The sequence below is a fragment of the Desulfurellaceae bacterium genome (assembly GCA_021296095.1).
GTDB lineage: Bacteria > Desulfobacterota > Binatia > Bin18 > Bin18 > JAAXHF01.
The window spans coordinates 2,889-24,594 of sequence record JAGWBB010000046.1; the positions used below are offsets into that span (position 1 = coordinate 2,889).

At 61.4% G+C, this 21,706-nt stretch carries 17 protein-coding genes and 1 tRNA gene; 13 read left to right on the forward strand and 5 right to left on the reverse strand.

Annotation, left to right across the window (positions count from 1 at the left end):
• Positions 1 to 456: glycine--tRNA ligase (locus J4F42_12415; protein ID MCE2486312.1), on the forward strand; the 456-nt coding region annotated here is incomplete at its 5' end.
• Positions 457 to 527: 71 nt separating this feature from the next.
• On the opposite strand, the gene J4F42_12420 is transcribed toward J4F42_12415, so the two are convergent.
• Positions 528 to 899, reverse strand: coding sequence for a type II secretion system protein (locus J4F42_12420; protein MCE2486313.1), 372 nt, complete (start codon positions 897 to 899; stop codon positions 528 to 530).
• Between the two features lie 176 nt (positions 900 to 1,075).
• On the opposite strand from J4F42_12420, the gene selB reads away from it, so the two are divergent.
• From selB to J4F42_12475, 11 genes are all read left to right on the forward strand, one after another.
• The gene (selB, locus tag J4F42_12425; GenBank protein ID MCE2486314.1) at positions 1,076 to 3,022 is read left to right on the forward strand and encodes a selenocysteine-specific translation elongation factor; all 1,947 of its coding nucleotides are present in this window, start codon (positions 1,076 to 1,078) and stop codon (positions 3,020 to 3,022) included.
• 95 nt (positions 3,023 to 3,117) lie between these two features.
• Positions 3,118 to 4,119 carry a selenide, water dikinase SelD gene (gene selD / locus J4F42_12430; protein ID MCE2486315.1) on the forward strand — a complete coding sequence of 334 codons (1,002 nt, stop codon included), beginning with the start codon at positions 3,118 to 3,120 and terminating at the stop codon, positions 4,117 to 4,119.
• Between the two features lie 380 nt (positions 4,120 to 4,499).
• Entirely contained in the window at positions 4,500 to 5,765 is a 1,266-nt protein-coding gene (locus J4F42_12435; GenBank protein ID MCE2486316.1) for a lipoprotein-releasing ABC transporter permease subunit, read from the forward strand.
• Positions 5,766 to 5,806: 41 nt separating this feature from the next.
• Positions 5,807 to 6,535, forward strand: a complete 729-nt coding sequence (locus J4F42_12440; protein ID MCE2486317.1) for an ATP-binding cassette domain-containing protein — start codon at positions 5,807 to 5,809, stop codon at positions 6,533 to 6,535.
• Between the two features lie 58 nt (positions 6,536 to 6,593).
• Entirely contained in the window at positions 6,594 to 9,119 is a 2,526-nt protein-coding gene (gene bamA / locus J4F42_12445; protein MCE2486318.1) for an outer membrane protein assembly factor BamA, read from the forward strand.
• A gap of 34 nt (positions 9,120 to 9,153) precedes the next feature.
• A complete protein-coding gene (locus J4F42_12450; protein MCE2486319.1) occupies positions 9,154 to 9,699 on the forward strand; it encodes an OmpH family outer membrane protein in 546 nt (181 codons plus the stop codon).
• A 30-nt stretch (positions 9,700 to 9,729) separates the two neighbouring features.
• Positions 9,730 to 10,203 carry a 3-hydroxyacyl-ACP dehydratase FabZ gene (fabZ, locus tag J4F42_12455; protein MCE2486320.1) on the forward strand — a complete coding sequence of 158 codons (474 nt, stop codon included), beginning with the start codon at positions 9,730 to 9,732 and terminating at the stop codon, positions 10,201 to 10,203.
• A complete protein-coding gene (gene lpxA, locus J4F42_12460; GenBank protein MCE2486321.1) occupies positions 10,200 to 11,027 on the forward strand; it encodes an acyl-ACP--UDP-N-acetylglucosamine O-acyltransferase in 828 nt (275 codons plus the stop codon). The genes fabZ and lpxA overlap by 4 nt, the downstream gene beginning before the upstream one ends.
• Before the next feature lie 34 nt (positions 11,028 to 11,061).
• A complete protein-coding gene (gene lpxI, locus J4F42_12465; protein MCE2486322.1) occupies positions 11,062 to 11,913 on the forward strand; it encodes a UDP-2,3-diacylglucosamine diphosphatase LpxI in 852 nt (283 codons plus the stop codon).
• Between the two features lie 85 nt (positions 11,914 to 11,998).
• A complete protein-coding gene (locus J4F42_12470) occupies positions 11,999 to 15,229 on the forward strand; it encodes a beta-propeller fold lactonase family protein (protein MCE2486323.1) in 3,231 nt (1,076 codons plus the stop codon).
• Between the two features lie 49 nt (positions 15,230 to 15,278).
• Positions 15,279 to 15,351: transfer RNA gene (locus tag J4F42_12475), tRNA-Ala, on the forward strand.
• A 54-nt stretch (positions 15,352 to 15,405) separates the two neighbouring features.
• On the opposite strand, the gene J4F42_12480 is transcribed toward J4F42_12475, so the two are convergent.
• On the reverse strand, positions 15,406 to 16,140 hold the full coding sequence (locus J4F42_12480) for an MBL fold metallo-hydrolase (protein MCE2486324.1): 735 nt from the start codon (positions 16,138 to 16,140) through the stop codon (positions 15,406 to 15,408).
• Between the two features lie 158 nt (positions 16,141 to 16,298).
• Here J4F42_12480 and J4F42_12485 point away from each other — a divergent pair, with 158 nt between their 5' ends.
• Positions 16,299 to 17,195, forward strand: a complete 897-nt coding sequence (locus J4F42_12485) for a histone deacetylase (GenBank protein ID MCE2486325.1) — start codon at positions 16,299 to 16,301, stop codon at positions 17,193 to 17,195.
• A gap of 32 nt (positions 17,196 to 17,227) precedes the next feature.
• Here the strand turns inward: J4F42_12485 and J4F42_12490 are convergent, their stop codons facing one another.
• The 3 genes from J4F42_12490 to J4F42_12500 form a co-directional block, all read right to left on the reverse strand.
• Entirely contained in the window at positions 17,228 to 18,697 is a 1,470-nt protein-coding gene (locus J4F42_12490) for a hypothetical protein (GenBank protein ID MCE2486326.1), read from the reverse strand.
• A gap of 51 nt (positions 18,698 to 18,748) precedes the next feature.
• Positions 18,749 to 20,965 (reverse strand): DEAD/DEAH box helicase, encoded by a 2,217-nt coding sequence (locus J4F42_12495; GenBank protein MCE2486327.1) that lies wholly within the window; start codon positions 20,963 to 20,965, stop codon positions 18,749 to 18,751.
• A gap of 99 nt (positions 20,966 to 21,064) precedes the next feature.
• Positions 21,065 to 21,523, reverse strand: a complete 459-nt coding sequence (locus tag J4F42_12500; GenBank protein ID MCE2486328.1) for a hypothetical protein — start codon at positions 21,521 to 21,523, stop codon at positions 21,065 to 21,067.
• Positions 21,524 to 21,706: the final 183 nt, after the last annotated feature.

The window sequence follows — 21,706 nt, forward strand, 5'->3', positions numbered from 1 at the left end:
AAGCTGCGCTACTTCGACGCGGACCGCAACGAGCGCTATTTCCCGCACGTCATCGAGCCCAGCGCCGGGGCTGACCGGGGGACCTTGGCCGCGCTGTGTGAAGCCTACACCCCGGATGAGCAGCGGCCCAGCAAGGTCTACATGAGGTTCCACCCGCGGCTGGCCCCGCTCAAGGCGGCCGTCTTTCCGCTGGTCAACAAAGCCGGCATGCCCGAGCTGGCCGACAAGCTGTACCACGAGCTGCGGCCCAAGTACGCCGTCCAGTTCGACGCCAAACAGAGCATCGGTAAGCGCTACGCGCGCATGGACGAGGCCGGCACCCCGTACTGTTTCACCATCGACGGGGAGACGCTGACCGATCAGACCGTGACCGTGCGCCACCGTGACTCGCTGCAGCAGGAGCGCATCAGCCTCGACCGGGTCGCGCCCTTTCTGGCCGACAAGATTGGGCAGTGAGCTCCCGAGCTGCGACTCTTGTCCGCAGCCCGGCTCAACCTCAGGGCTGGGCCATAATTCTGCCAGGCCGGCTATTGCCACTCGGGCTGCCCGCCCTGGGCCAGGACGTAACTGTTGCCCTTGGGGCAATCCGAGCCGTCGGGTTGGAGGTCGGTGCCGGTGACGGTGATAAGCCCGCTGGTGTCGATGAACAGATTGACGCCGTCGCTGGCCGAGATTCCCAGCAGGCTCAGATCCGTGGTGTACTCGCTATTGGCCGCGTAATAGGCTTCGAGGGCGAGCATGGTGTTGCTCACATCCGACTCGACCCGCGAACAATACGCGCTGCGACGATAGCTGGCGAACTGCGGGACGGCGAAGGCGGCCAGGATGCCGATGATGGTGATGACGACGAGCAGTTCGATCAGGGTAAAGCCTGTGTTGTCCTTGTGAAACGTCTGCAACATAGGACCCTCCTGCGTCTCTGAAACTTCGCATCGGATACCATACCTCGCATTAGTAAGCAAACTATCTGTATTATAAGTCTTCTTTCCGGCCGACGCCGGTCTTTTCTCCCGGATGGCTTCCTTTTTCCCATCCTTTTTGTCAGAATGCCGCTTGCCCGCGCGGGAGTGACTCCATGCCGCACATTATTGGTACTGCCGGCCACATTGATCACGGCAAAACGGCGCTGATTAAGGCCCTGACCGGCCACGACACGGACCGCCTCCAGGAGGAACAGGAACGCGGTATCTCGATTGAGTTGGGATTTGCCTATCTGGATCTGCCCGATGGCGAGCGGGCCGGGATTGTCGACGTGCCCGGCCATGAGCGTTTTATCCGCAATATGCTGGCCGGGGCGCACGGTATTGATCTAGTCTTGTTCACCGTGGCTGCGGATGACGGCGTCATGCCCCAGAGTGAAGAGCACCTGGATTTTTTGCATCTGCTGGGTCTCACAAATGGGATCTTCGTGATGACCAAGGCCGATCTCGTTGATGCCGAGCGCCTGGCCGATGTGCGTGAAGAGATCGAAATTCTGACCCTCGATACCACCCTGGAAGGCGCTCCGATTGTGGCGGTTTCCGCCGTGACTGGCGATGGCATTGCCGAACTCCGCAGCGCCATCGCCGCTCGGCTGGCGGACTACGAGCGGCCGTCCCTGCCGGGCTATTTCCGTTTGCCTGTGGACCGGGCGTTTGTGATGAAGGGCCACGGGGTGGTGGTGACGGGTACGGCCACAGCCGGCAGTGTCCAGAGCGGAGCCACCGTCAGACTCCTGCCCGGTGGAGAAGAAACCCGGGTGCGCTCCATGCAGGTCCACGGTCAAACGGTCTCCCAGGCCAACTGGGGCCAGCGCGTAGCACTCAATCTGGTCGGTTTGGAAAAAAGCGCGATCACCCGGGGTCATGTCGTGTGTCATCCCAAGCTCGGCCGCACAACGCAACGGTTTGACGCCTGGGTTGAGATTCGACCCGGGGTCAAGCGCGAGGTCATCAATCATGAGCGTATCCGGGTGCACGTCGGGACAGCCGAGGTGCTGGGAAAAATCATTCTGCTGAACGGTCAGGATAGCCTCGCGCCCCGCTCGACCGCCTTTGCCCAGATCGTTGTCGAGGAGCCGCTCGTTGCCCTGCGTGGCGACCGCTTCATCGTCCGTAATCACACCGCCCAGGCTACGCTGGGGGGTGGCGAGGTGGTCAACCCCTTTGCCACCCGTCACCGCCGCCTCAAGGCCCGGGCGGCGGGGCAGGGCGGCCTCCAAGAGCGGCTGGCCCTACTGCGGACGCCCGACCTGCTCCAAGCCTGTCGCGCCTATATTGAAATACAGCCCGAGTTTGCCGTCTCGCTTGAGGACATTTATCAGGGCGTGAACGCGCAGGAAAAAGAAGTTGCGCCGCTCCTGGTCCAAGATGCGGAGATTCTGCCCCTGCCGGACGCCGATCATCCCGAGGCGTACGCGACGCTCAGCAAGTGGCAGCGGCTGACCGCCACGGTGGATCGTGTGCTGACTGACTTTCATGCCCGCACGCCCCTGGCCCAGGGCATGGAGCTGGAGTCACTGCGCAGTCAGCTTGCCTTTGCACCGAAAATTTTTCGGGCGGTGACGGACAAATTGGTCGCCGAGCGCTCCGTGGTGCGCGAGCAGAGCACACTCCGCCTGCCCTCGCACCGCGTGGAGCTGAGCGAGGCAGAACAGGAGCTGAGCGCCCGCCTGGAGCGGCTGGTGGCCGAGGGTGGTTTTACGCCCCCGGAGGTCAAGGACCTGGAGACCACGCTGGCCGTCCCGCGCAAGCAGTTTCTTGACCTGCTGGGCATTTTGGAGTCCCAACACAAGCTGGTGAAGGTCGCCACCGACCTCTACTTGAGTCAAAAGCGCGTAGACCAAGCCCGGTCTGTCCTGGTCGAACACCTCACCGCTCATGGGGAAATATCAGCCGCAACATTTCGGGATGCGTTGAGAATCAGTCGGAAGACGACCATCCCCTTGCTGGAGTACTTCGACCGGACCGGGCTGACGCTACGGGTTGGCGATATTCGGAAACTGCGCAAAGCCGAGACAATCCCGGCAAGACCTTCAGTATAAAGGACACTATGCGTACCACACCCCAGCGGACCGAGGATCAACGTTCGAGAATCCGCCTGACCGAAAAAGTGAAAGCCGCGGGTTGAGCGGGGAAATTGGGTCCGGCGGACCTGGCACATGTCCTGAGCGAGCTGCCCCGCGAGCAGCACCCCGATCTGCTGGTTGGCGTGGAAACCTCTGATGACGCTGGCGTGTTTCGCCTGAGCGATGACTTGGCCGTCATCAATACGGTCGATTTTTTTACCCCGGTAGTGGACGACCCGTACACCTACGGGCTCATTTCAGCCGCTAACTCGCTCAGCGATGTCTACGCCATGGGCGGTGAGCCGAAAACGGCACTGAATATCGTCTGTTTTCCCCAGGATGGGGTCGATAAGACCGTACTGGCCGACATTCTGCACGGAGGAGCGGCAAAAGTGCGGGAGGCTGGAGCGGCGCTGGTCGGCGGACATTCGGTTGCCGATGAGGAGATTAAATACGGTTTGGCCGTGACCGGGGTAGTGCATCCTCAACGTGTGGTGCGCAATGTCGGCGCTCAGGTGGGCGATGTGCTGATCCTGACCAAACCGCTGGGTACGGGCATTATCACCACCGCGCTGAAACGCGGCCGTCTCCGGGATCGGCACGATACGGAATACACGGCAGCGGTTGATTCGATGGCGAGACTGAACCGCACCGCCAGCCACGTCATGGCCCGCTACACGGTCCACGCATGCACCGATATAACCGGATTCAGTCTGATGGGCCACGGCTATGAGATGGCCCACGGCAGTGGAGTCAGCCTCCGGCTGCGCGCTGCCCAATTCCCAGTCTTGCCGGGCGCGCTGCGCCTGGCCTCAGAGGGGTATCTGACTGGTGGCTGCAAGCGCAATCGCAGTTATCTGGCCGATAAAGTCCGGGTGTCGCCAGGACTTACCGCCCAGCTTGCCGAGCTTGCCTTTGATCCACAAACCTCGGGCGGTCTACTCATGGCCATACCCGAATCTGAGGCGAACGCCTGTGTGCAGGCGCTTGAGAATGCCGGAAGCCCGGCCGCAGTCGTGCTCGGTGAGGTTGTTCCACACACCGAGCATTGGGTGGAAATTGTTGAAGACTAAACCTGCTTGAAGAGGATACTGTATAGGGGAGAGAGATTCTCTTGGTCAAGAGCAGTTGGCGGGAGCGCGACCCACATCGCGCTCCGTCGTTTCGCCGTCCACGAGCTGAAATGAACCAGCAGCGTTAGAAGTACCAACCGTGTAGCGGCGAAAGCACCAACTGCTCTATCCACCACCACATCCACCACCACATCCACTACCCTTATAGCGGACATCGTCACACATTTCAAGCTTTGCATGAGATTTTTTTCATTCTTCAGGATAAACATGAATAATTCAGGGTAAGTATGAATAAATCCTCTCCTTTAACTGCTATGCTTGACTCCTTGTTCGGCATCGTTTAAGGCTCGTCCAGATGGGCATAGGAGCGAGTTTCCTCGGTGCACTACGAACTCTTCATCAGTTTTCGCTATCTGCGCGCCAAGCGGCGTGAGATTTTCATTTCCCTGATTACCACGATATCTACTCTCGGAGTCTTGATCGGGGTGATGGTGCTGAATGTCACCCTGGCCATCATGACCGGATTTGAAGAAGATTTGCGGAGTCGGATTCTGGGCTTTAATCCTCATATCCTGCTGTCCAGCCTGAATGGCCCCTTGGACGCCTATGAGCAGGTGGCGGAACAGGTCCGACAGGTGCCGGGGATCGCCGCGGCTGCGCCCTTTCTGTACGGCCAGGTGATGGTCAGCTCGCCACGGGGTGTGTCCGGGGTGGTGGTGCGCGGGGTCGAACCGGCCCTGGCCAGTGCGGTGGTCAATATCGCCGACCACATCAAAGAGGGGAGTCTCGCCCAGCTCGGCCAAAAGCAACTCGTGCTCCTTGGCAATGGCACGGGCCAACGCAGCGTTGAGCTGGCAGGGATTGTGATCGGTGAGGAGTTGGCCGATCAGCTCGGTCTGCTGATCGGTGATCCCATCACCCTGATCTCTCCTCTTGGCGGGACGCCGGGACCGCTCGGCATGGCGCCTCGCCTCAAACGCTTCGTGGTGGTCGGGCTGTTTGATTCCGGCATGGTCGAGTATGACAGTGGCCTGCTCTACATGGCTCTCCAGGATGCCCAGCAGTTCTTCAAGCTTGACCGACAGGTGTCTGGGCTCGAAATTCGTCTCCAGGAAGTCTACAACGCGCAGCCGATTGCCCGGCAGATTGAGGAACTGCTCGGCTTTCCCTACAAAGCCCGCGACTGGACCGAAATCAACCGTAACCTGTTTACCGCCCTGAGCCTTGAAAAGTTCGTGTATTCGATCGTGATTTTGCTCATCGTCCTGGTGGCCGCGTTCAACATCATTGCGACCCTGATCATGGTTGTCATGGAAAAACGCAAGGACATTGCGCTGCTGAAATCCATGGGCGCTTCGGATGCGGCAATCGGCCGGATTTTTATCTACAAAGGGCTGGTTATTGGGCTGATCGGTACGTTCTTAGGGACGCTGAGCGGTTTCCTCCTGTGCTGGTTGCTCCAGCGCTACGAGTTCATCGAACTGCCACCCGACGTGTGGTACGTTTCGACCGTACCGATCAAGATGTCCGTCCACAATTTCCTGATCGTTGGCCTGGCCTCTGTGGCGATCTGCCTGGGCGCTACGATCTACCCCGCCCGTCAGGCGGCCCGTTTGGCGCCGGTTGAAGTCATCCGCTACGAATGAATGGCGACCGGCCTGAGCACCAGACGGGGAGGAGAAGTGGCGTGGCGCAGATTTTGATTCGAGCCGAGCGGCTCAGCAAACGCTACGGCGAAGAAGGGCAGGCGATCCAGGTCTTCTCGGAGTTGGACCTCGACATCCGGCGGGCTGAGCGTATTGCCATCATTGGTGAGTCCGGGGTTGGCAAAACGACCTTGCTGCATATTCTGGGGACGCTTGATCGGCCCAGCACAGGCAAGGTGTGGCTGGATGGCCACGACGTGTTTACCCTACCGAGCGAGGAGCTGGCCGGGCTGCGCAACCGGGAAATCGGGTTCATTTTCCAGTTCCACCACTTGTTGCCCGATTTCAACGCTGTTGAGAACGTCATGCTACCCGGACTGATCGCCCGGCTGTCGCGCGCTGAGGCCAAGCGGCGGGCTGTTGAGATTCTGGAGCAGGTCGGGCTCACAGATCGACTGACCCATCGACCTGGAGAGCTGTCCGGGGGCGAACAGCAACGGGTTGCCGTGGCGCGGGCGCTGGTGCTGCGTCCGCGTGTGGTGCTGGCTGACGAGCCGACGGGCAATCTTGACCCTGGGACCGGGGAGGGCGTGCTGCAGTTGCTGCTCAAGCTCAATCAGGCCATGAACATCACCATGGTGGTTGTGACCCATAACGACAAAGTGGCCACCAGCATGGATCGGACGCTACGGCTCGAGGCGGGCCGGCTACGTGAGATCCAGGCTCGGGTGGAGACAGACGCGGTCTCGGCCGGCCCTCGGCTGGGCTGAGCGGCTTTACAATCTGAGGAGATTTTGTTAGGGGAGGCCGGTGGGGAAAGACGCGCCAATGCGGGGAATATCTCGAACAACCGGCACCCGATGGCTGATCTTGGTCCTCGGCTTGGTTCTGCTCGGTCTACCCGGTCAGGTGCGGGGGCAGACTCCGGTGCCGGACCAGGCGTCCGACCCGGCTGAGGCTTCGGCACCGACCAACTCTGCTCAAGCGACGCTGCTGAGCGAAGTGGCGATCGGCGGCAACGAGCAGGTCGATACCGAGGCTATTCGCATCCGTCTCTCATCCCGAGCCGGCCAGCCGCTCGATCATGAGACGGTTGATGCCGATATTCGATCCATCTACGAGATGGGTTTCTTCAAGAATGTCGAGGCGCAGCTGACCGAGGACGACGGCCGCAGCGTGCTGACCTACTGGGTGCGCGAACGCCCGCTGATCCGGCAGGTCCGGGTTGAGGGGAATAAGAAAGTCACCCAGGAAGAAATCCTGACCGAGCTGAAAATTCATCCGCGCACCATTCTGAATCCGGTCAGAATCCGCCGCGGGATTCTTGACGCCAAGGCTCTATACGAGAAAAAAGGCCATCTGGATACGGATATCTCGTACCGGACCGAATCGACGGTCAACGGCGAAACGATCGTCTCTTTTACGATTTCCGAAAACACCCAAACCAGCGTGGTTGACCTGGTGTTTGAGGGCAATCAAGCCTTTTCCGACAAGATCCTGGCCGGCTTCATGCAGACCAAAAAGAAGAACTGGCTGTCCCGTTTTCTGCCGTTTGGGGTGCTGAGCAACGAAGCTCTCAAGACCGATGTCGAGCGCCTGACAGCCTGGTACTACGATAATGGCTATATCAACGTCCGTATTGACGAGCCGCAGGTGACCCGTGGCGAAGACGGCCTGGTGGTGACTATCCGCCTTGAGGAGGGACCCAAGTATAAGGTCGGTGAAGTGCGGGTCGTGGGTGATGTGGTGGGCGGTGAGGCTGCGGCAAAACGGGTCTTGACCCTGCGCTCAAAGCGGACCTTCAAGGCCAGCGTGCTGCGGGACGACGTCTTTAACCTGACCGGGTATTTCAGCGATCAGGGCTACGCTTTTGTCAACATCGAGCCGGAAACCGATGTCCAGCCCGACGAGAAGCTGGTGAACGTCTCATACCGGGTGAATAAAGGCCCCGAGGTCTACATCGACCAGATCGCTATTGCCGGCAACCGCAAGACGCGGGACAAGGTCATTCGCCGTGAGCTGTCGATCGTTGAGCAAAGTCTGTTCGCCGCCTCGTCACTCCAGTTCAGCCGAGACCAGGTAAAACGCCTGGGGCTGTTTGAAGATGTGAATCTCACCACCCAGCGGGGCAAACGCAAAGACCTGCTGAACGTGCTGGTCGACGTCAAGGAAGCCCAGACTGGTTCGTTCAGCATTGGCGCCGGCTTCAACTCCTCAACCAGTGTGGTCGGCAACGCCCGGATCCAGGAAAACAACCTCATGGGGCGGGGCCAGCGTCTGATTGTCGGGGGTAGCATCGGCACCCGCTATCGGAATACGCAGGTGAATTTCATGGACCCATACTTCATGGATACCTACCTGCGGCTCGGGCTGGAGCTGTTTGACTGGCGGTTCATCTTCGAGGACTTTGACCGCTCGGGAACCGGCGGTGGCTTTCGGCTGTTCTATCCGTTGACTGCGTTGGGCTATCGTTCGCTCTGGGGCTACTCTCTCAACGATGTCGAGGTTGGTTTCCAGTACCAGTGGGAACGCTCACGGATCAGCAACTTCGATCCGATTACGCCGGACGCGGTTCGCGCCGAACGGGGGGCGAACACGGCCTCCCTGATCTCGCCGGTGCTCATGCGCAATACCATGAACCACGCCTTCGAGCCCACAGCCGGCTCGCTGCAGCAGGTTTCCTTCACCTTTGCCGGCCCTGGTGGGAGCGCCGATTACACCAAGCTTGAGCTTGAGGCGCGCTACTTTCTGCCCATCTGGCGCGGCCGCCGCTTTGGCGAGGTGACCCTGATGACCGGTGGCGTTTTTGGCTATGGCATAGGTGATGTCGATTTTACCGAAAATCGTCACATTGCGACCCACCGCAAGCGTATTCTCAAGGATGATGTGCCCCTGTTTGATCGCTACTTCCCGGGTGGCATCAACTCGATCCGGGGCTTTGGCGAGCGCAGCCTCGGTCCTCGTGAAGAAACGGTGGTCGTGGTCACTGACGGTGGCTCGCCGGATGGGCGAAAAGCGCGCACCTACCGTCGTCCCATCGGGGGCAGCCACCAGCTGATTATTAACAATGAAATCATCGTTCCGATCGTCCCGGCTCTTAACCTCAAGGGGGTGCTGTTTAACGACATCGGGAATGCGTTTACCAATGCCCAAGGCATCGATCTTGGAGATCTCCGCTATTCTGTGGGAGCGGGAGTCCGCTGGAAATCGCCATTTGGTCCGATCCGCATTGAGTTGGGCAGACCGCTGAACGCCAAGAATGATGAGCGCACCAGCAGCATTCACTTTTCTTTCGGTGGTTTTGGCGGGATCGGCCAGACTGGTGGCGGCAACCGTTTCGATTCGCTGTTCTAGGCCTGTTGCTGCGAGCGGACGGTGGAGAACAGCGATGCGCCGTATTGGTAGGGGAGTCCTGCTCAGCGTCCTGAGCCTGGTGTGGCTGTCCGTTCCGGTCGCTGCCCAGGGGGTGAAGATTGGCTATGTGGATCTCCAGCTGGCGCTCACCGAGTCGAGCGCCGGCAAGAAAGCCCAGCAGGCGTTCAGCGCCGAAATGAACCGCATGGAGACCCGACTTGAGGAACGCAAGAAAAAGGTCGAGACGCTCAAGGACGACCTGGAGAAGAAGGCCCAGTTACTGAGACCCGAGGAGCGGACCGAGTTGGCACGTCAGTATCGGGTCGAAATCCGTGAATTTCAGCGTCTGTACGAAGACTCCAAAAAGGAACTCGAAATACGAGACCGCGAGCTGACCGGCCGCATTCTGGTTGAGTTGCGCCACATCATCCACGACATGGGCCAGCAGGGTGACTTCACGCTGATCCTGGAAGGCAACAACACGGTCGTCTTGTACGGTGCCCAAACCATCGATCTGACCCAAGCGGTGATTGCCGCCTACAACAAGAGAGGAACGAAGATTGCGCAGCTGATACGCTAGCGTGTGTCTTGCGCTCCACTTCCCGCCGGTATGGATACCCTTGCGGCCTTGCTGCCCCACCGTTACCCTTTCCTGCTCGTTGATCGAGTCGTGGAGATCGTCGCTGCCGAACGGATTGTGGCGCTCAAAAACGTGACCATCAACGAACCTTTCTTCCCCGGCCATTTCCCCGGCTATCCGGTCATGCCCGGCGTCCTGCTGTGTGAGGCCGTTGTCCAGGCCGGAGGCATTCTCGTCTGTTCGTCCGCGCCGGAAGAGGGTCGCCGTCCCCAGTATGCGCTACTGACGGCGCTGGACAAGGTCCGCTTTCGGCGTCAAGTCACTCCGGGTGATCAGCTCCGCCTGGAGGCTGAGACCGTCCACCGGCGAAAAAAGTTCTGGAAGATGCATGGCACCGCCTCGGTGGCCGACACGCTGGCGGCTGAACTGGAATTTACGCTTGCCGAGACGGACCCGCCCGACAGCCGTACACCAGACACGCGGACGGGTAGGGAGCGATCATGACGGCAGCCACCCACATCCATCCCTCAGCAGTCGTCGCACCGGGCGCCGAACTCGACAGCGGAGTCCAGATCGGGCCGTATACGGTCATTGGGCCGCATGTTCGGATCGGACGAGAAACCCAGGTTGGTCCCCATGCCGTCATTGAAGGGCGGACCGCAATCGGGCAGCACAACCATATTTTTCAGTTTGCCAGCGTCGGAGCGGTTCCCCAGGACAAAAAGTACGCCGGCGAAGACAGCCAGTTGATTATTGGCGACCACAATACCGTTCGGGAGTTTGCCACCCTCCAGCCCGGCACCACCGGAGGCGGCATGATCACCCGGGTCGGCGACCATAATCTGTTCATGGTCTACTCGCACGTCGCCCACGATTGCGCGCTGGGCAGCCATATTGTCATGGCCAATAGCGCCAACCTGGGCGGCCATGTCACGATTGAAGACTTTGCGGTGATCGGCGCGCTGGCCGGTATCCATCAATTCGCCCGGATCGGCGAATCCGCGATAATCGGCGCAGGAGCCATGGTCTCTCTCGATGTCCCGCCGTACTGTATGGCCCAGGGCGACCGGGCCAACCTGTTCGGCCTGAATCTGATCGGGCTCAAACGGCGCGGTTTTACGACCGCCCAGCTCGAAACTCTGAAAAAATCCTACCGGGCCTTGTTCAGCGAGGGAGAGCCGTTCAAACAGGCTCTGGCCCGCGTCAGTCAGGAGTATGGCGACGGTCCCGAGGTCGCTCACCTCGTGGAGTTCATCTCGCACTCTCAGCGCGGTGTGTGTCGGCCGCGGAGTGGGGCGTCTGCCGACGCCGATGGGGCTGCCGACTAGGGTCCGGCGGGCTCGCACACAGATTGCAGACAGGATGTCTCGATTCGGGCTGATCGCCGGTAACGGCCGCTTCCCCCTGCTCTTTGTTGAGGCCGCACGTGCCCAGGGGCTCGACCTTGTGGCGGTCGCCCACCACGGCGAGACCCTGGAGACGCTGAACGATCTGGTGTCCGAGGTCAGCTGGGTTCGGGTTGGCGAGCTGGGCAAGATCATCGACATCTTCAAGACCGCCGGTGTGACGCAGGCTGTTATGGCCGGTGGGATCCACAAATCCGGTGCCCTGAGTCATATTCAGCCCGACGCGCGCGGTCTGGCGTTTATCAGCCGGCTGCCGAGTCTGAAGGACGATGTGATCCTGCGCGGCATTGCCCAAGAGCTGGAGGGAGAGGGTATCAGGGTGGTCGAGTCCACCCGTTTGCTGCCCGACCTGGTTCCCCAGCCGGGGGTGTTCACCCAGATCGCTCCGGATGAACGGCAGTGGCAGGACATCCGGCTGGGGGTTGAGGTGGCCAAGGAAATCGGACGCTGGGACATCGGGCAGAGCGTGGTGGTCAAGCGCGGCACGGTGTTTGCCGTTGAGGGCTTGGAGGGCACAAATGCCGCCATTCGGCGCGGCGGGAAACTGGCCGGAGCCGGGCTGGTCATTGTCAAGGTCAGCAAGCCGCACCAAGACCTGCGCTTCGATGTGCCGACGGTTGGACCGGAGACGATCCAAGAGATGCGGGCCGTTGAGGCGCGTGTGCTTGCCATTGAAGCCGAGAAAACCCTGATGGTGGATAAACCTGCGGTCGTTCGACAGGCAGATGCCGCCGGGCTGTGCGTAGTGGCCGTTTCAGTCACGAAAACGGAGACGGGTTTTCGGGTGTCGCAGGGAGAGCGGGAGTAAGAGACAGCTGGTCGGAATGGGTATGAAACACATCCTGTGGAGAAGTATTGGTGCATTGTTCTGGAGCGGGCTGCTGCTGTGCCTTATGCCTGCCAGCAGCCTGGCCGATATCAAATTTGCCCTTGAAAACCCGGCCTCGGGCCAGGTTCTCAGCGGTATACGTGTGATATCCGGCTGGGCGTTTTCGACCGAGTCTGCTGAGCCGGTCAGCGTCCGGTTATGGATCGATGACGGTGAGGCCATCGAGGTGCCGTGCTGTGTCGAGCGAGCCGATGTAGCGAACGGGCATCCCGATTACCCCCAAGCTCTGAACAGTGGGTTCGGCCAGGTCTTTAACGCCGGTCTGCTCGAAAAAGGCGCCCATACCCTGACCATTGAATTTGAGGATGCAACCGGCGCGCGCGAGACACGAGCGCAGAGGATTGAAACCGTCAAGCCCGGTGGGTTTGAGTTTCTCGGCTCACTCGATCTGGACCGGGCCGATGCCGAACTGAGCGAAGACAAACAAGAAATCTTCATCACCGGAGTGATCGTCCGGGAGACAGGCAGCACCGAGTCTGAGGAGATTGAACTCCGTTTGGCATGGCAGGAGAACCTCCAGGCGCTGGGCATTGTCGCCGCGCGCAACGAGAACGAGCCCATCGCATCTACGGCCGCTGCCCTCAGTGCGAGTCTTGAGGCTGTCGAGATGCGTGCCGAGGACCCGGTTGTGGAGCCCGTGCAGGTGAGTGCCGAAGAGCTGACTGTGGAGCCCGACCGGGTGCAGCACCCGGCCATCATTCGGATTGATCCGAATAGCGGCAATCGAACAATTCTGTCCGACGTACATACCCCGACCAGACAAGACCTGAGCGGTGCCGAGACCGAAGGCGACGAAACACTGACCGATCCGGGGCCGACCTGGCTCATCCCCCAAGGGCTCACGATTGAGCCGAACGGCCAGATTGCGGTGACCGATGCTGGCCGCGAGGCGCTGATCCGGGTCGATCCTGTCACGGGCCGGCGTCAGGCCTTCGCCGGCTCCGGGTCAAGCCTGGTACGGCCGAATGGGGTTGCCGCCTATCCCCAGGAATCGGGCTTGGACCGAACGCTTGTGATTGCAGACTCCGGCCGCTCGGGTGTCTATGAACTGAACGGCAGCCGGACGATCATCTCGAACAGAGAGTTTGAGGACGAGCCCGAACAGGTGGACCTCAAGGACCCGTTTGGTATCGCGGTTGAGAGCAGCTGCACGGAAGATGATTGCCGGGTCGTGGTGGCCGATGCCGGCCTGCGGGCGATTGTCCGCCTTGATCGGAGGACTGAAGAGCGGACGATTATCTCAGATGAGGGCTGGATGACTCCGGTTGACATTGATGTTGCGGCCGACGGCCAGCTGTTTGTTGTCGATGTCGGCCTCAACGCGATCGTGCGGGTTGATCCGACAAACGGGAGCCGGGCGATTGTGTCGGGTGCGGGGACCGGCGACGGACCCGCTTTCCAGCGGGTCCGAGCCCTGGCGATTGAGCCGGACGGCCGGCTGGCCGTCGTGGATGAGGGCGCCCGGACCGTGCTCCGCGTCGATCCACGCAGCGGTGAGCGCCGCATCATCTCCGGGCCGGAGACCGGCGACGGCCCTGAACTGCGGGTGCCGGTTGACATCGCAGTCGCGTCCGACGGCCAGTTGATTGTCGTTGATAGCGCGCCTTTTTCGGCCGTCTTTGAAAACCCGTTCGGAGATTTTGTCGGCGGGATCGGTCTGGTGTCGGGCTGGGCCTTTGCCAACGTCTCCGCCGCTACTTTGAACAGTGTTGTGCTCACGATTGACGACAACGCGCCCATGCCGGTGCCGTGGGGTGCTTCGCGCGGAGATGTCCAGGCGTCTTTTCCCGAGCGGCCGTGGGCGGCAGAGAGCGGGTTTGGACTCGTCACCAACTTTAATATTCTGCCTAGCGGCTCGCACACCTTTGCGTTGACGGTCGAGGATACGAGCGGAAGTTCTCACACCCTGAGCCGCAACGTGGAGACCGTGAGACTGGGCAATTCGGAGTTTCTGGACCGGTTCGATATGACGAACGCCGAAGTTGACATCTTTGATGACACCGTATCCATCGAGCAGGTGGAGATCCGAGATAAAGCCAGCCAGCTCAGTCGCGAGATCAACGCCAGTTTTGTCTGGCGGCAGAGCTGCCAGTGTTTTGTCGTGCAGGGCGAATGCGGCAATGGGAATATCGAATCCAACGAAGAGTGTGACGGTCAGACCTTCGGTGGGCAAACGTGCCAGAGCTTGGGATTTGACGGCGGAGATCTGAGCTGTACTGAGCAGTGTAATCTGGACCTGAACCAATGCACGGGGGGCATGCCGGTCTTGGTCGCCAATAGCGGAGACGACAGCGTTTCCTTGGTGAGTGCCGCGACCCATGAAGAGGTCGGCACTATACAGGTCGGCGACAATCCCCGAAGCATAGCCGTCAGCCCGACCCAAACGCTTGCGTATGTGACCAACTTTGGCGACGGGACGGTGTCGGTCCTCGATCTCACCGATCTCACCGCCCTCACCGACCCCGCCTCCGACCTCCCAACGATTGACGTTGGCCATGATCCTGTCGGACTGGCTTTCAGGCCCGATGGGAGATATGCCTACGCGGTCAACGCGGGCCAGAATCGGGTCAGCGTGATCAATACGGACTCACACACCATTGAGACACACATACGGGTCGGGAGCGAACCGCAAGAGATCGCCATCAATGCCGCCGGCACCCGGGCGTATGTCACCAACTCCGGGGATGGAACCGTCTCGGTCATTGATCTGGCGACAAATGAGCAGCTGACCACGATCGCCGTCGGCGAGGAGCCCAACGGGGTTGCGGTTCGCCCCGGTGGTAGAGAAGTGTATGTCGTGAACTCGCAACAGGACGATAACACCGTGTCGATTATTGATACGCGCACGAACCGCGTGGTGGCGACGCTGACCAGAGAAGAAGACGAGGGCCGCATCGGACTCGTGCCGCAGAAGGTCACGTTTTCTCCCGATGGCCGTAAGGCGTTTGTGACCAACTCGCTCGACGATACGGTGTCGATCATTGATGCCGCAACACGGGCCAATCTGGATACGCCCTATGTCAGGAGATATCGCTACCGCACGGTGTATGACCAACCAAACGGGATTCTGGTTACTCCCAACGGGCTGCGCTTCTACGTCTCGCTGTTTGGCCGGAGTGGACAGGGTGACTACCTCGCCATTTTCAGCGTGAAGAACGACCATCCCCAGTACGGGCTTATCGGCTTCGTCGAAGTCGGAGAGGGGCCGATTGGTCTGGCGGGCGGACCGGGCTAGACGGAGTTGACTCCCAAGACGGAAAGTGGCACTATCGCCTGACCTTCGTGGGGCCGTAGCTCAGCTGGGAGAGCGCTTGACTGGCAGTCAAGAGGTCGGCAGTTCGATCCTGCTCGGCTCCACTCGCCCGCTCCTTCTTCCCGTCGCACACCAGACAGCGCCGAACACCGTGTGATCTACACTTCGAGCACACAACCGTCGTGGGCACACTCGAAGCGTATTTCCTTCTGGTGGGCGAGAACCTCGCGTCCGAGATGGCTGAGGACCAAGCGCTTGCAGCCCAGGCGGTCGCGTTCCCGCAGCAGTTGCGGATAGCTCAGGTGAAAAGGCGTTAGTGAGTCAAAATAGCAGCACTCACAGATAAAGACGTCGGTGCCTTGGGAGTAGTGGCCCAGGTTTTCGTTCCAGCCACAGTCGCCCGAGTACAGAAGGGTCTTCCCGTCCAGGCGCACCCGATAGCCGAAGCAGGTCTCTTTCTCCAGGTGAGGAACGACAAAGGGCGTGAGCTCGACTCTATCCACATCCGCACTACAGTCGGCCCTGAGTTCCCGGTACACGATGGGGAAGGTCAGCGGGCGCTCGGCCAGCTCCCCAAACATCGCCCGATAGAGCGATTCGACGCGGGTTTGCAGATTGGGCGGGCCGGTAATGACGAGCGGGCGGGAGCGGGGTTGCTGGTACAAACTCTCCAGGAAAAAAAAAGGCAGACCGCCGAAATGATCGCCGTGCATGTGGCTGATGGCGATAAAATCTATGCGCTCGGCCGGGATCTTCAAATCTTTCAGCGCCAGCAGGGTCGTTGCTCCACAGTCGAGCAGGAAGCCCGTGCGGCCAGATTCAACAAGATAGCCGCTGTGACGTCGACCGCCGCTGTTAAAGGCATCGCCCGAGCCGAGTACCGTAATTCGCATTGCCTGCTCGCAAGAGAGTGACTCAAGTCTCAGCCTAGCGAGTTTGTCAGCCCGACTCAACTGTCTGGCCCACGCCCGCCTGCGGTGCCGTTTTCTTTACTTCTCGGTGCGGCTGGGCTAAGGGGGGAAGGCTCAGACCGCACGATTGGAGACTCGGGATGCGTGCTTTCAGTTCTGCCGGCTACACCGTTCCGCTGGGGCGTCACTCGTATCCGATGGACAAGTACCGTCTGGTGCCGGAACGTCTGCTGGCCGACAAGGTGCTCACCCGGGACGAAATCTGTGCGCCTCAGCCGATAGAACGAGACGACATTCTGCGGGTGCACACCCCGGAATATGTCCACGCCTTTTGCAGCGGGAGGCTCGACCGCCGGGCCATGCTGCGGCTCGGTCTGCCCTGGTCCGCGGCCCTGGTTCGGCGCGCCTTTGTGGTGATTGGCGGCACTCTGGCGGCGAGCCGCGTCGCCCTGTCCGAGGGACTGGGGGTGAATTTAGCCGGCGGCACCCACCACGCGTTTGCCGACCACGGCGAGGGCTACTGCATTTTTCACGATATGGTCATCAGCCTGCGACGGCTGCGGCACGAGGGCGTAGCCCGACGTTTTCTGATTATCGACCTCGATGTTCACCAGGGCAACGGCACCGCGGCGCTGTGTCAGACCGACCCGGACGTGTTCACCTTTTCCATGCATGCCGCAAACAATTACCCGGCCCGCAAAGAGCACAGCTCGTGGGATATTGCCCTGCCCGACCACACCACCGATGAGCCCTACCTCGACCGCCTCCGTGCGGCCCTGGACCGCCTTCTGGAACGCTGCGAGCCCGAGCTGATTTTCTACCAGGCCGGTGTCGATGTCTTGGCTGGCGATCGTTTTGGTCGGCTTGATCTCAGCATGCCCGGGCTTGGAGAGCGGGACCGGCTGGTGGCCCGCTTCGCCCGTCAGGCCGGCCTGCCGCTTGTGGTGACCTTCGGGGGCGGCTATGCGCGGGATATCAATGTGATTGTCGAGGCCCACTGCCAGACGGTCGAGATTGTCAGGACGTGTCTGGGCTGAGCGGTTCCTCCGGACGGCGAACGATAATGCCCTTACTCGGCACTCACCACCGGCAGGTTCTCCCCGAGTGCCAGACGCGACAGAATCGTGCGTAGCTCGTCGTCCGATAAACCCGAGTCGGCCGGCGTCTGAAAAAAGAGCGCCACCTGCTGGTCTTCCAGAGAGCGCTGGGCGAGGCGGGCCTGGGCGCGTATCCGGACCAGGGGACCAATGAGCCGGGCCAGTTCAGAGGTGAAGCGGGCGGCCAGCAACAGGGCATGGCCCGCGCTCCGTGCTTCGGCAATCGCCTCGCGATAGACGGCGACCATGCCCGCGTGGAGCACAAACGCGGTTTTTGTCTCTTCCCAGAGTTCGCCCTCAACCGTCCCCCAGGTCAGCGCCATGTCGTCGATGACCGGCCACAGCTCGGGCTGGAGAGCCGGGGCGCTCTCGGCCGCAATCAGACGGACCAGGACGGCTTTCCACTCGTCTGACAGCCGGGCCGGCTCTCGGACATGCCAGCGCCGGGGCGGCAGGGGACGGGCCAGGATCGTGCCCTCGACGCTCAGGACGAGGTGGTCTTCGACCGACTGGCCGAGCAGCGTCAGGCTGGCGATATGGCGTACCTGGCCGTCCTCGCTATGTTCCGTTCGCAAGGCGTGGGCGTTGACCGACAGGACGGGATGGTAGTAGACCCGGCCCCGGTCATACACCTTCTCAATTCCGTTGCGCAGCTGGATACAGGTGTGAGCCGCAGGGAAGAAGTACTCGTGAGGAGCGGGCGTCCAATCGACCTCAGCCTCGCGCATCTCCATGCGCAGAGCCGCCTCTTGGGCTCCACGGGTGAAGCGCTCGCGGGTGCTGCCGGCTTCTCCACCGCTATGAAAGGCTTCGCGCAGCGTCCCGAACAAGCGTTCGCTGGGGTAGGGGCCACGGTAGCGGAGGATCCGCTTGCCCTGATCCTGGCTCAGCAGCGACAAGACGTTGAGCAGGCTTGACCCGGCTCCGGTCGGCAGGATGCCGGGGTCGTCGAGGGGTGGAATCGCCGCCACATCGGTGTAGTTCACCGCCCGAAAAAGGGTCAGGAAACGCTGCTGACGAAAGCCGACCTCACCGTCCAGGGTCCACACGCAGTCCGAAATGCCCCAACCGAGATGGGACGCTGTGGCGGTGCTGACACCCAAGAAACGGCCGTCAAGTCCGCGCACCTTAAAGCGCTGGAGTGCTCGCTGACTCCCCTCGCCCCGCCAGCTGAGGAGGAGCAACAGGCGTCCGTGGCGGTCAAACGTTGCCAAGCGCAGCGGCTGGTGGGGCGGTCCATCCTCGGACACGAAAAGACTCAGGCTGCCGTGCCGAGAGCGTCGGGCGACGAGCCACGCGTTATGACGCAGATCGCCTGCGGTGTCGGTGACGGCCTGGCTCAGAGCGTGTCTGAGACGCCCGATTTGCCCGGGCGCGACCTCTTCCAGGGCCAGGGTTTCGAGGGCCAGGGCCAGACTCTCGGGAGCGATGCGGTTGGTCATGAACGGAACGCCTTCCGTGGGAATGCCATGGCTCGCCTGCGGCTGACCGGCTCAACCTGCGGCGCGCAGGGTCTCAATCTGGCTGGGGGACAGGTAGACGGCCAGGATTTCCGGGGATGCTTCTCGGACGGCTGCGGGCGAGTCAAAGCCGGCCGCCACCAGGCTGCGCAGCGCTTCCCGGTCAAGGCCGGGCAGCTGGGCGCGGGCCAGGGCCAAGCCGTCCGGCCCGACGCCGAAACGCACACAATCGGCCAAGTCTTTGAGGTGATGGGCTGCGGTCCAGCCCATCACCTCGGCCACCTCGTTGGCCGCATCGGCCAGCCAACTGATTTCGTCCGTCAGGGCTTTGATCGTCCCGGCGTAACACTGATAGCGACTTTCCAGGCCGGAGAGGGCGTCGCCCTTGATCCATTCGCTCAGGAGCAGGGACAGCTTGGCCGAACGGACCTCTTTGCTGGTCGGCAGCATGCTGGCGTGCAGCAGCCGCCCGAGTTCCTCGCCGGGTGGCTGGCCGTCTTCGGGCAGCCGCTCGTTCAGCATGCTTTCATACATCCGGCTGCGGTGTTCGACCGTGGACAGCGGAACGTACAGCCGTTTGCCGTCCGCGGTCAGGCTGAACAGATGCAGCAGCTCTAGCTCGGGTACGGCCCGGTCTCGGGCCTGGCTGAAAAAGCGGGCCAGCTTGACCGCTGTTGCGGCCTGAATGCCGCGCCGGGCGGCCACTTCTCCCAGGCTTGAGGCTTCCAGACGGCCGTCCTCGCTGCGGTGGAGCAGCTGGGCTTGGACCAGACTGTCGAGAATGGTGTCGATCTCGCGGGTGGTCTCATCGGTCTGGGACAGTTTGGCGCCACGCCGCAGAAAACCCATATAGGTCAGTGCAAAGAAGGCCGCCACTTCATCACGCGTGGAGCAAAGCTTGGAAGCGATTACGTTCAGCACCCGGTCGGCAAAACCGGCTTGGCCGGGAGCCAGGGCAAACTGTTCCTGTTCGCCCTGGATGTAGCCGTTCCACAGCAGGTCGGCCTGAAACTGGTTGACCGCAATGAGGATGGAGCGACCGAACTCTTCTCGAAAGCCCAGACGCCCGGCGCGTCCGGAAATATTTTCGTACTCGGCCCACGACACCGGCATCTCGATAGGCGTGCCCGTCCGCTCGTCGGTCGCCCACTTCATCGGCTCGACAAACACGGTCGATGCCGGCAGGTTGACGCCAAAAGCCAGGGTGGTGGTACAGGCGATCACCCGCAGTTCTCCGCGTCGATAGGCGGCCTCGACCACCCGGCGTTCCTCGGACGTGAGATCCGCGTGATGAAACGCCACCCCACCGCCAAACGCCGTTGTGAGCTGAGCTTTGAGAGCGGTTTCTTCACAGCCGTCAAGCTCGGCCAGGGCTGTCTGGGCGGGCGGCAGATGGGCGCTGTTGGCCAGGGCCAAGGCGCACTGCACGGTGTCCCGCTTGGCTTTGAGGAAGATCAGGAGCTGCTCGTCTTGCTGCACCAGATGGGCGACGGTGGCCAATAAGACCTCGGTCGGATCCTCACTCTCGGTGTCAACAAAGCGCTCCTGCCCCTCTTCGCCGGTATTATAGGCTTTGTAGCGAAAGTTGCCGTTCAGCAGGACGCCGCGGTACAGTTCGACCGGCCGTTCGTCTTGCAGCAACAGATCGGCGTCCAGCCACTCGGCGATGGGTTCGGCCTCGCGCAAGACTGCGGACAACCCCAACAGCTGCGGGCGCGGCTCACAGCCCAGGAGTTTGGCCAGACTCAGCTCCAGACCCGCCCCACGTTCGGTATCGCCCAGCATTTGCAGCTCGTCGACCACGACCAGGGCAACGCCGCGCAGCAGGTGGGGGTGACGAACCAGGAGCTGAGACAGCTTTTCATACACCAGAACGGCCAGATGATAGTCGCCCTGTTCAATCGCCCGGTCAAACTCGTGACGGTCGCGGGTGGCAACCGCAACCTTGACCCCGTACGACCCATAGCGGTCACAGAAGGTCTGGTATTTCTCTTCGGCCAGGGCGCGCAGCGGGGTCAGGTACAAGACCCGTTTACCGGCAAAGGTGGCCCGCATGGCGGCCATCTCGCCGACAAAAGTTTTGCCCGAAGAGGTGGGGGACGAAATGATCAGGCTCTGGCCCTCAAACAGCCCGTAACGCTGGACCGCGACCTCTTGGACGGGCAGCAGAAACTCGCCCTGTTGGTGTTCCCAAATCTCCAGCAGACTGTCCGGCAGACCGTATTTGCGTAAGTCTCGAATCCGTCGCACCGACACGCCTCCAACCGCGGCCATGTTACCAAGCGGCCGGGACGGAGAAAAGGGCGGGAACCGGTACCACGCGGATGAAGAGAAGGTCGGGCCGGGGTTTCAGTCCGAGTCTGAGCGCGCCGCCCGCAGTGCCCGCACATAGCCGTCGCTCCCACCGCAGCTGAGGATGTCAATATACAGGTCCGACAGGTCGCGAATCGGGTAGCGCGTCCCGGAGCTGAGGTCTTTGACGATGAGGTCGTTGACATCAATGCGGAGGCGGTCGTGGGCCCGAATCTCGGCCGCCTCCCACAGAGTCAGCGGGGGCAGGCCGATAGTGAGGCAGACCCGGAAAAACGACCAGGCAAAACGCGGGGCAATAACCGCCTGTATGCCCTGGCCTTGTAGAGCCTCGGCTGCCCGGGCTGCGTTGGGACCGTCTCCGACCGGGCTGGTCGCCAGCAGGATGGTGTCCTCGGCCGGCGCGGCCTCGGCCAGTCGGCTGAGGAGATCTGCGGCCGAGGCACCGCCCGCCACCACCCAGGCTCGTCCGTTCAGAATAAGCTCGTCTGTGTCCACGCCTGACCTCGCTGCTCGGGCGTGCAGCATAGTGCCACGGCCGGCGCTTGTCGAGAACGGTCGGCTCGGCCTTGCAAACCCCGCCTGGATCGGCGAAAACGGGGAGGCCGACCCAGGGTAGGAGTTCGGCTCGCGAGGAGGGACGCGCATGAAATTCGGACTTCACTACCAGCTGCCGTGTAC

Coding starts and splice junctions, on each gene's coding strand:
- J4F42_12485 (MCE2486325.1), top strand. CDS start 16,299: ATGCGTGCTTTCAGTTCTGCCGGCTACACCGTTCCGCTGGGGCGTCAC.
- J4F42_12450 (MCE2486319.1), top strand. CDS start 9,154: ATGCGCCGTATTGGTAGGGGAGTCCTGCTCAGCGTCCTGAGCCTGGTG.
- selB (MCE2486314.1), top strand. CDS start 1,076: ATGCCGCACATTATTGGTACTGCCGGCCACATTGATCACGGCAAAACG.
- fabZ (MCE2486320.1), top strand. CDS start 9,730: ATGGATACCCTTGCGGCCTTGCTGCCCCACCGTTACCCTTTCCTGCTC.
- J4F42_12470 (MCE2486323.1), top strand. CDS start 11,999: ATGCCTGCCAGCAGCCTGGCCGATATCAAATTTGCCCTTGAAAACCCG.
- J4F42_12490 (MCE2486326.1), bottom strand. CDS start 18,697: ATGACCAACCGCATCGCTCCCGAGAGTCTGGCCCTGGCCCTCGAAACC.
- J4F42_12480 (MCE2486324.1), bottom strand. CDS start 16,140: ATGCGAATTACGGTACTCGGCTCGGGCGATGCCTTTAACAGCGGCGGT.
- lpxA (MCE2486321.1), top strand. CDS start 10,200: ATGACGGCAGCCACCCACATCCATCCCTCAGCAGTCGTCGCACCGGGC.
- bamA (MCE2486318.1), top strand. CDS start 6,594: ATGCGGGGAATATCTCGAACAACCGGCACCCGATGGCTGATCTTGGTC.
- lpxI (MCE2486322.1), top strand. CDS start 11,062: ATGTCTCGATTCGGGCTGATCGCCGGTAACGGCCGCTTCCCCCTGCTC.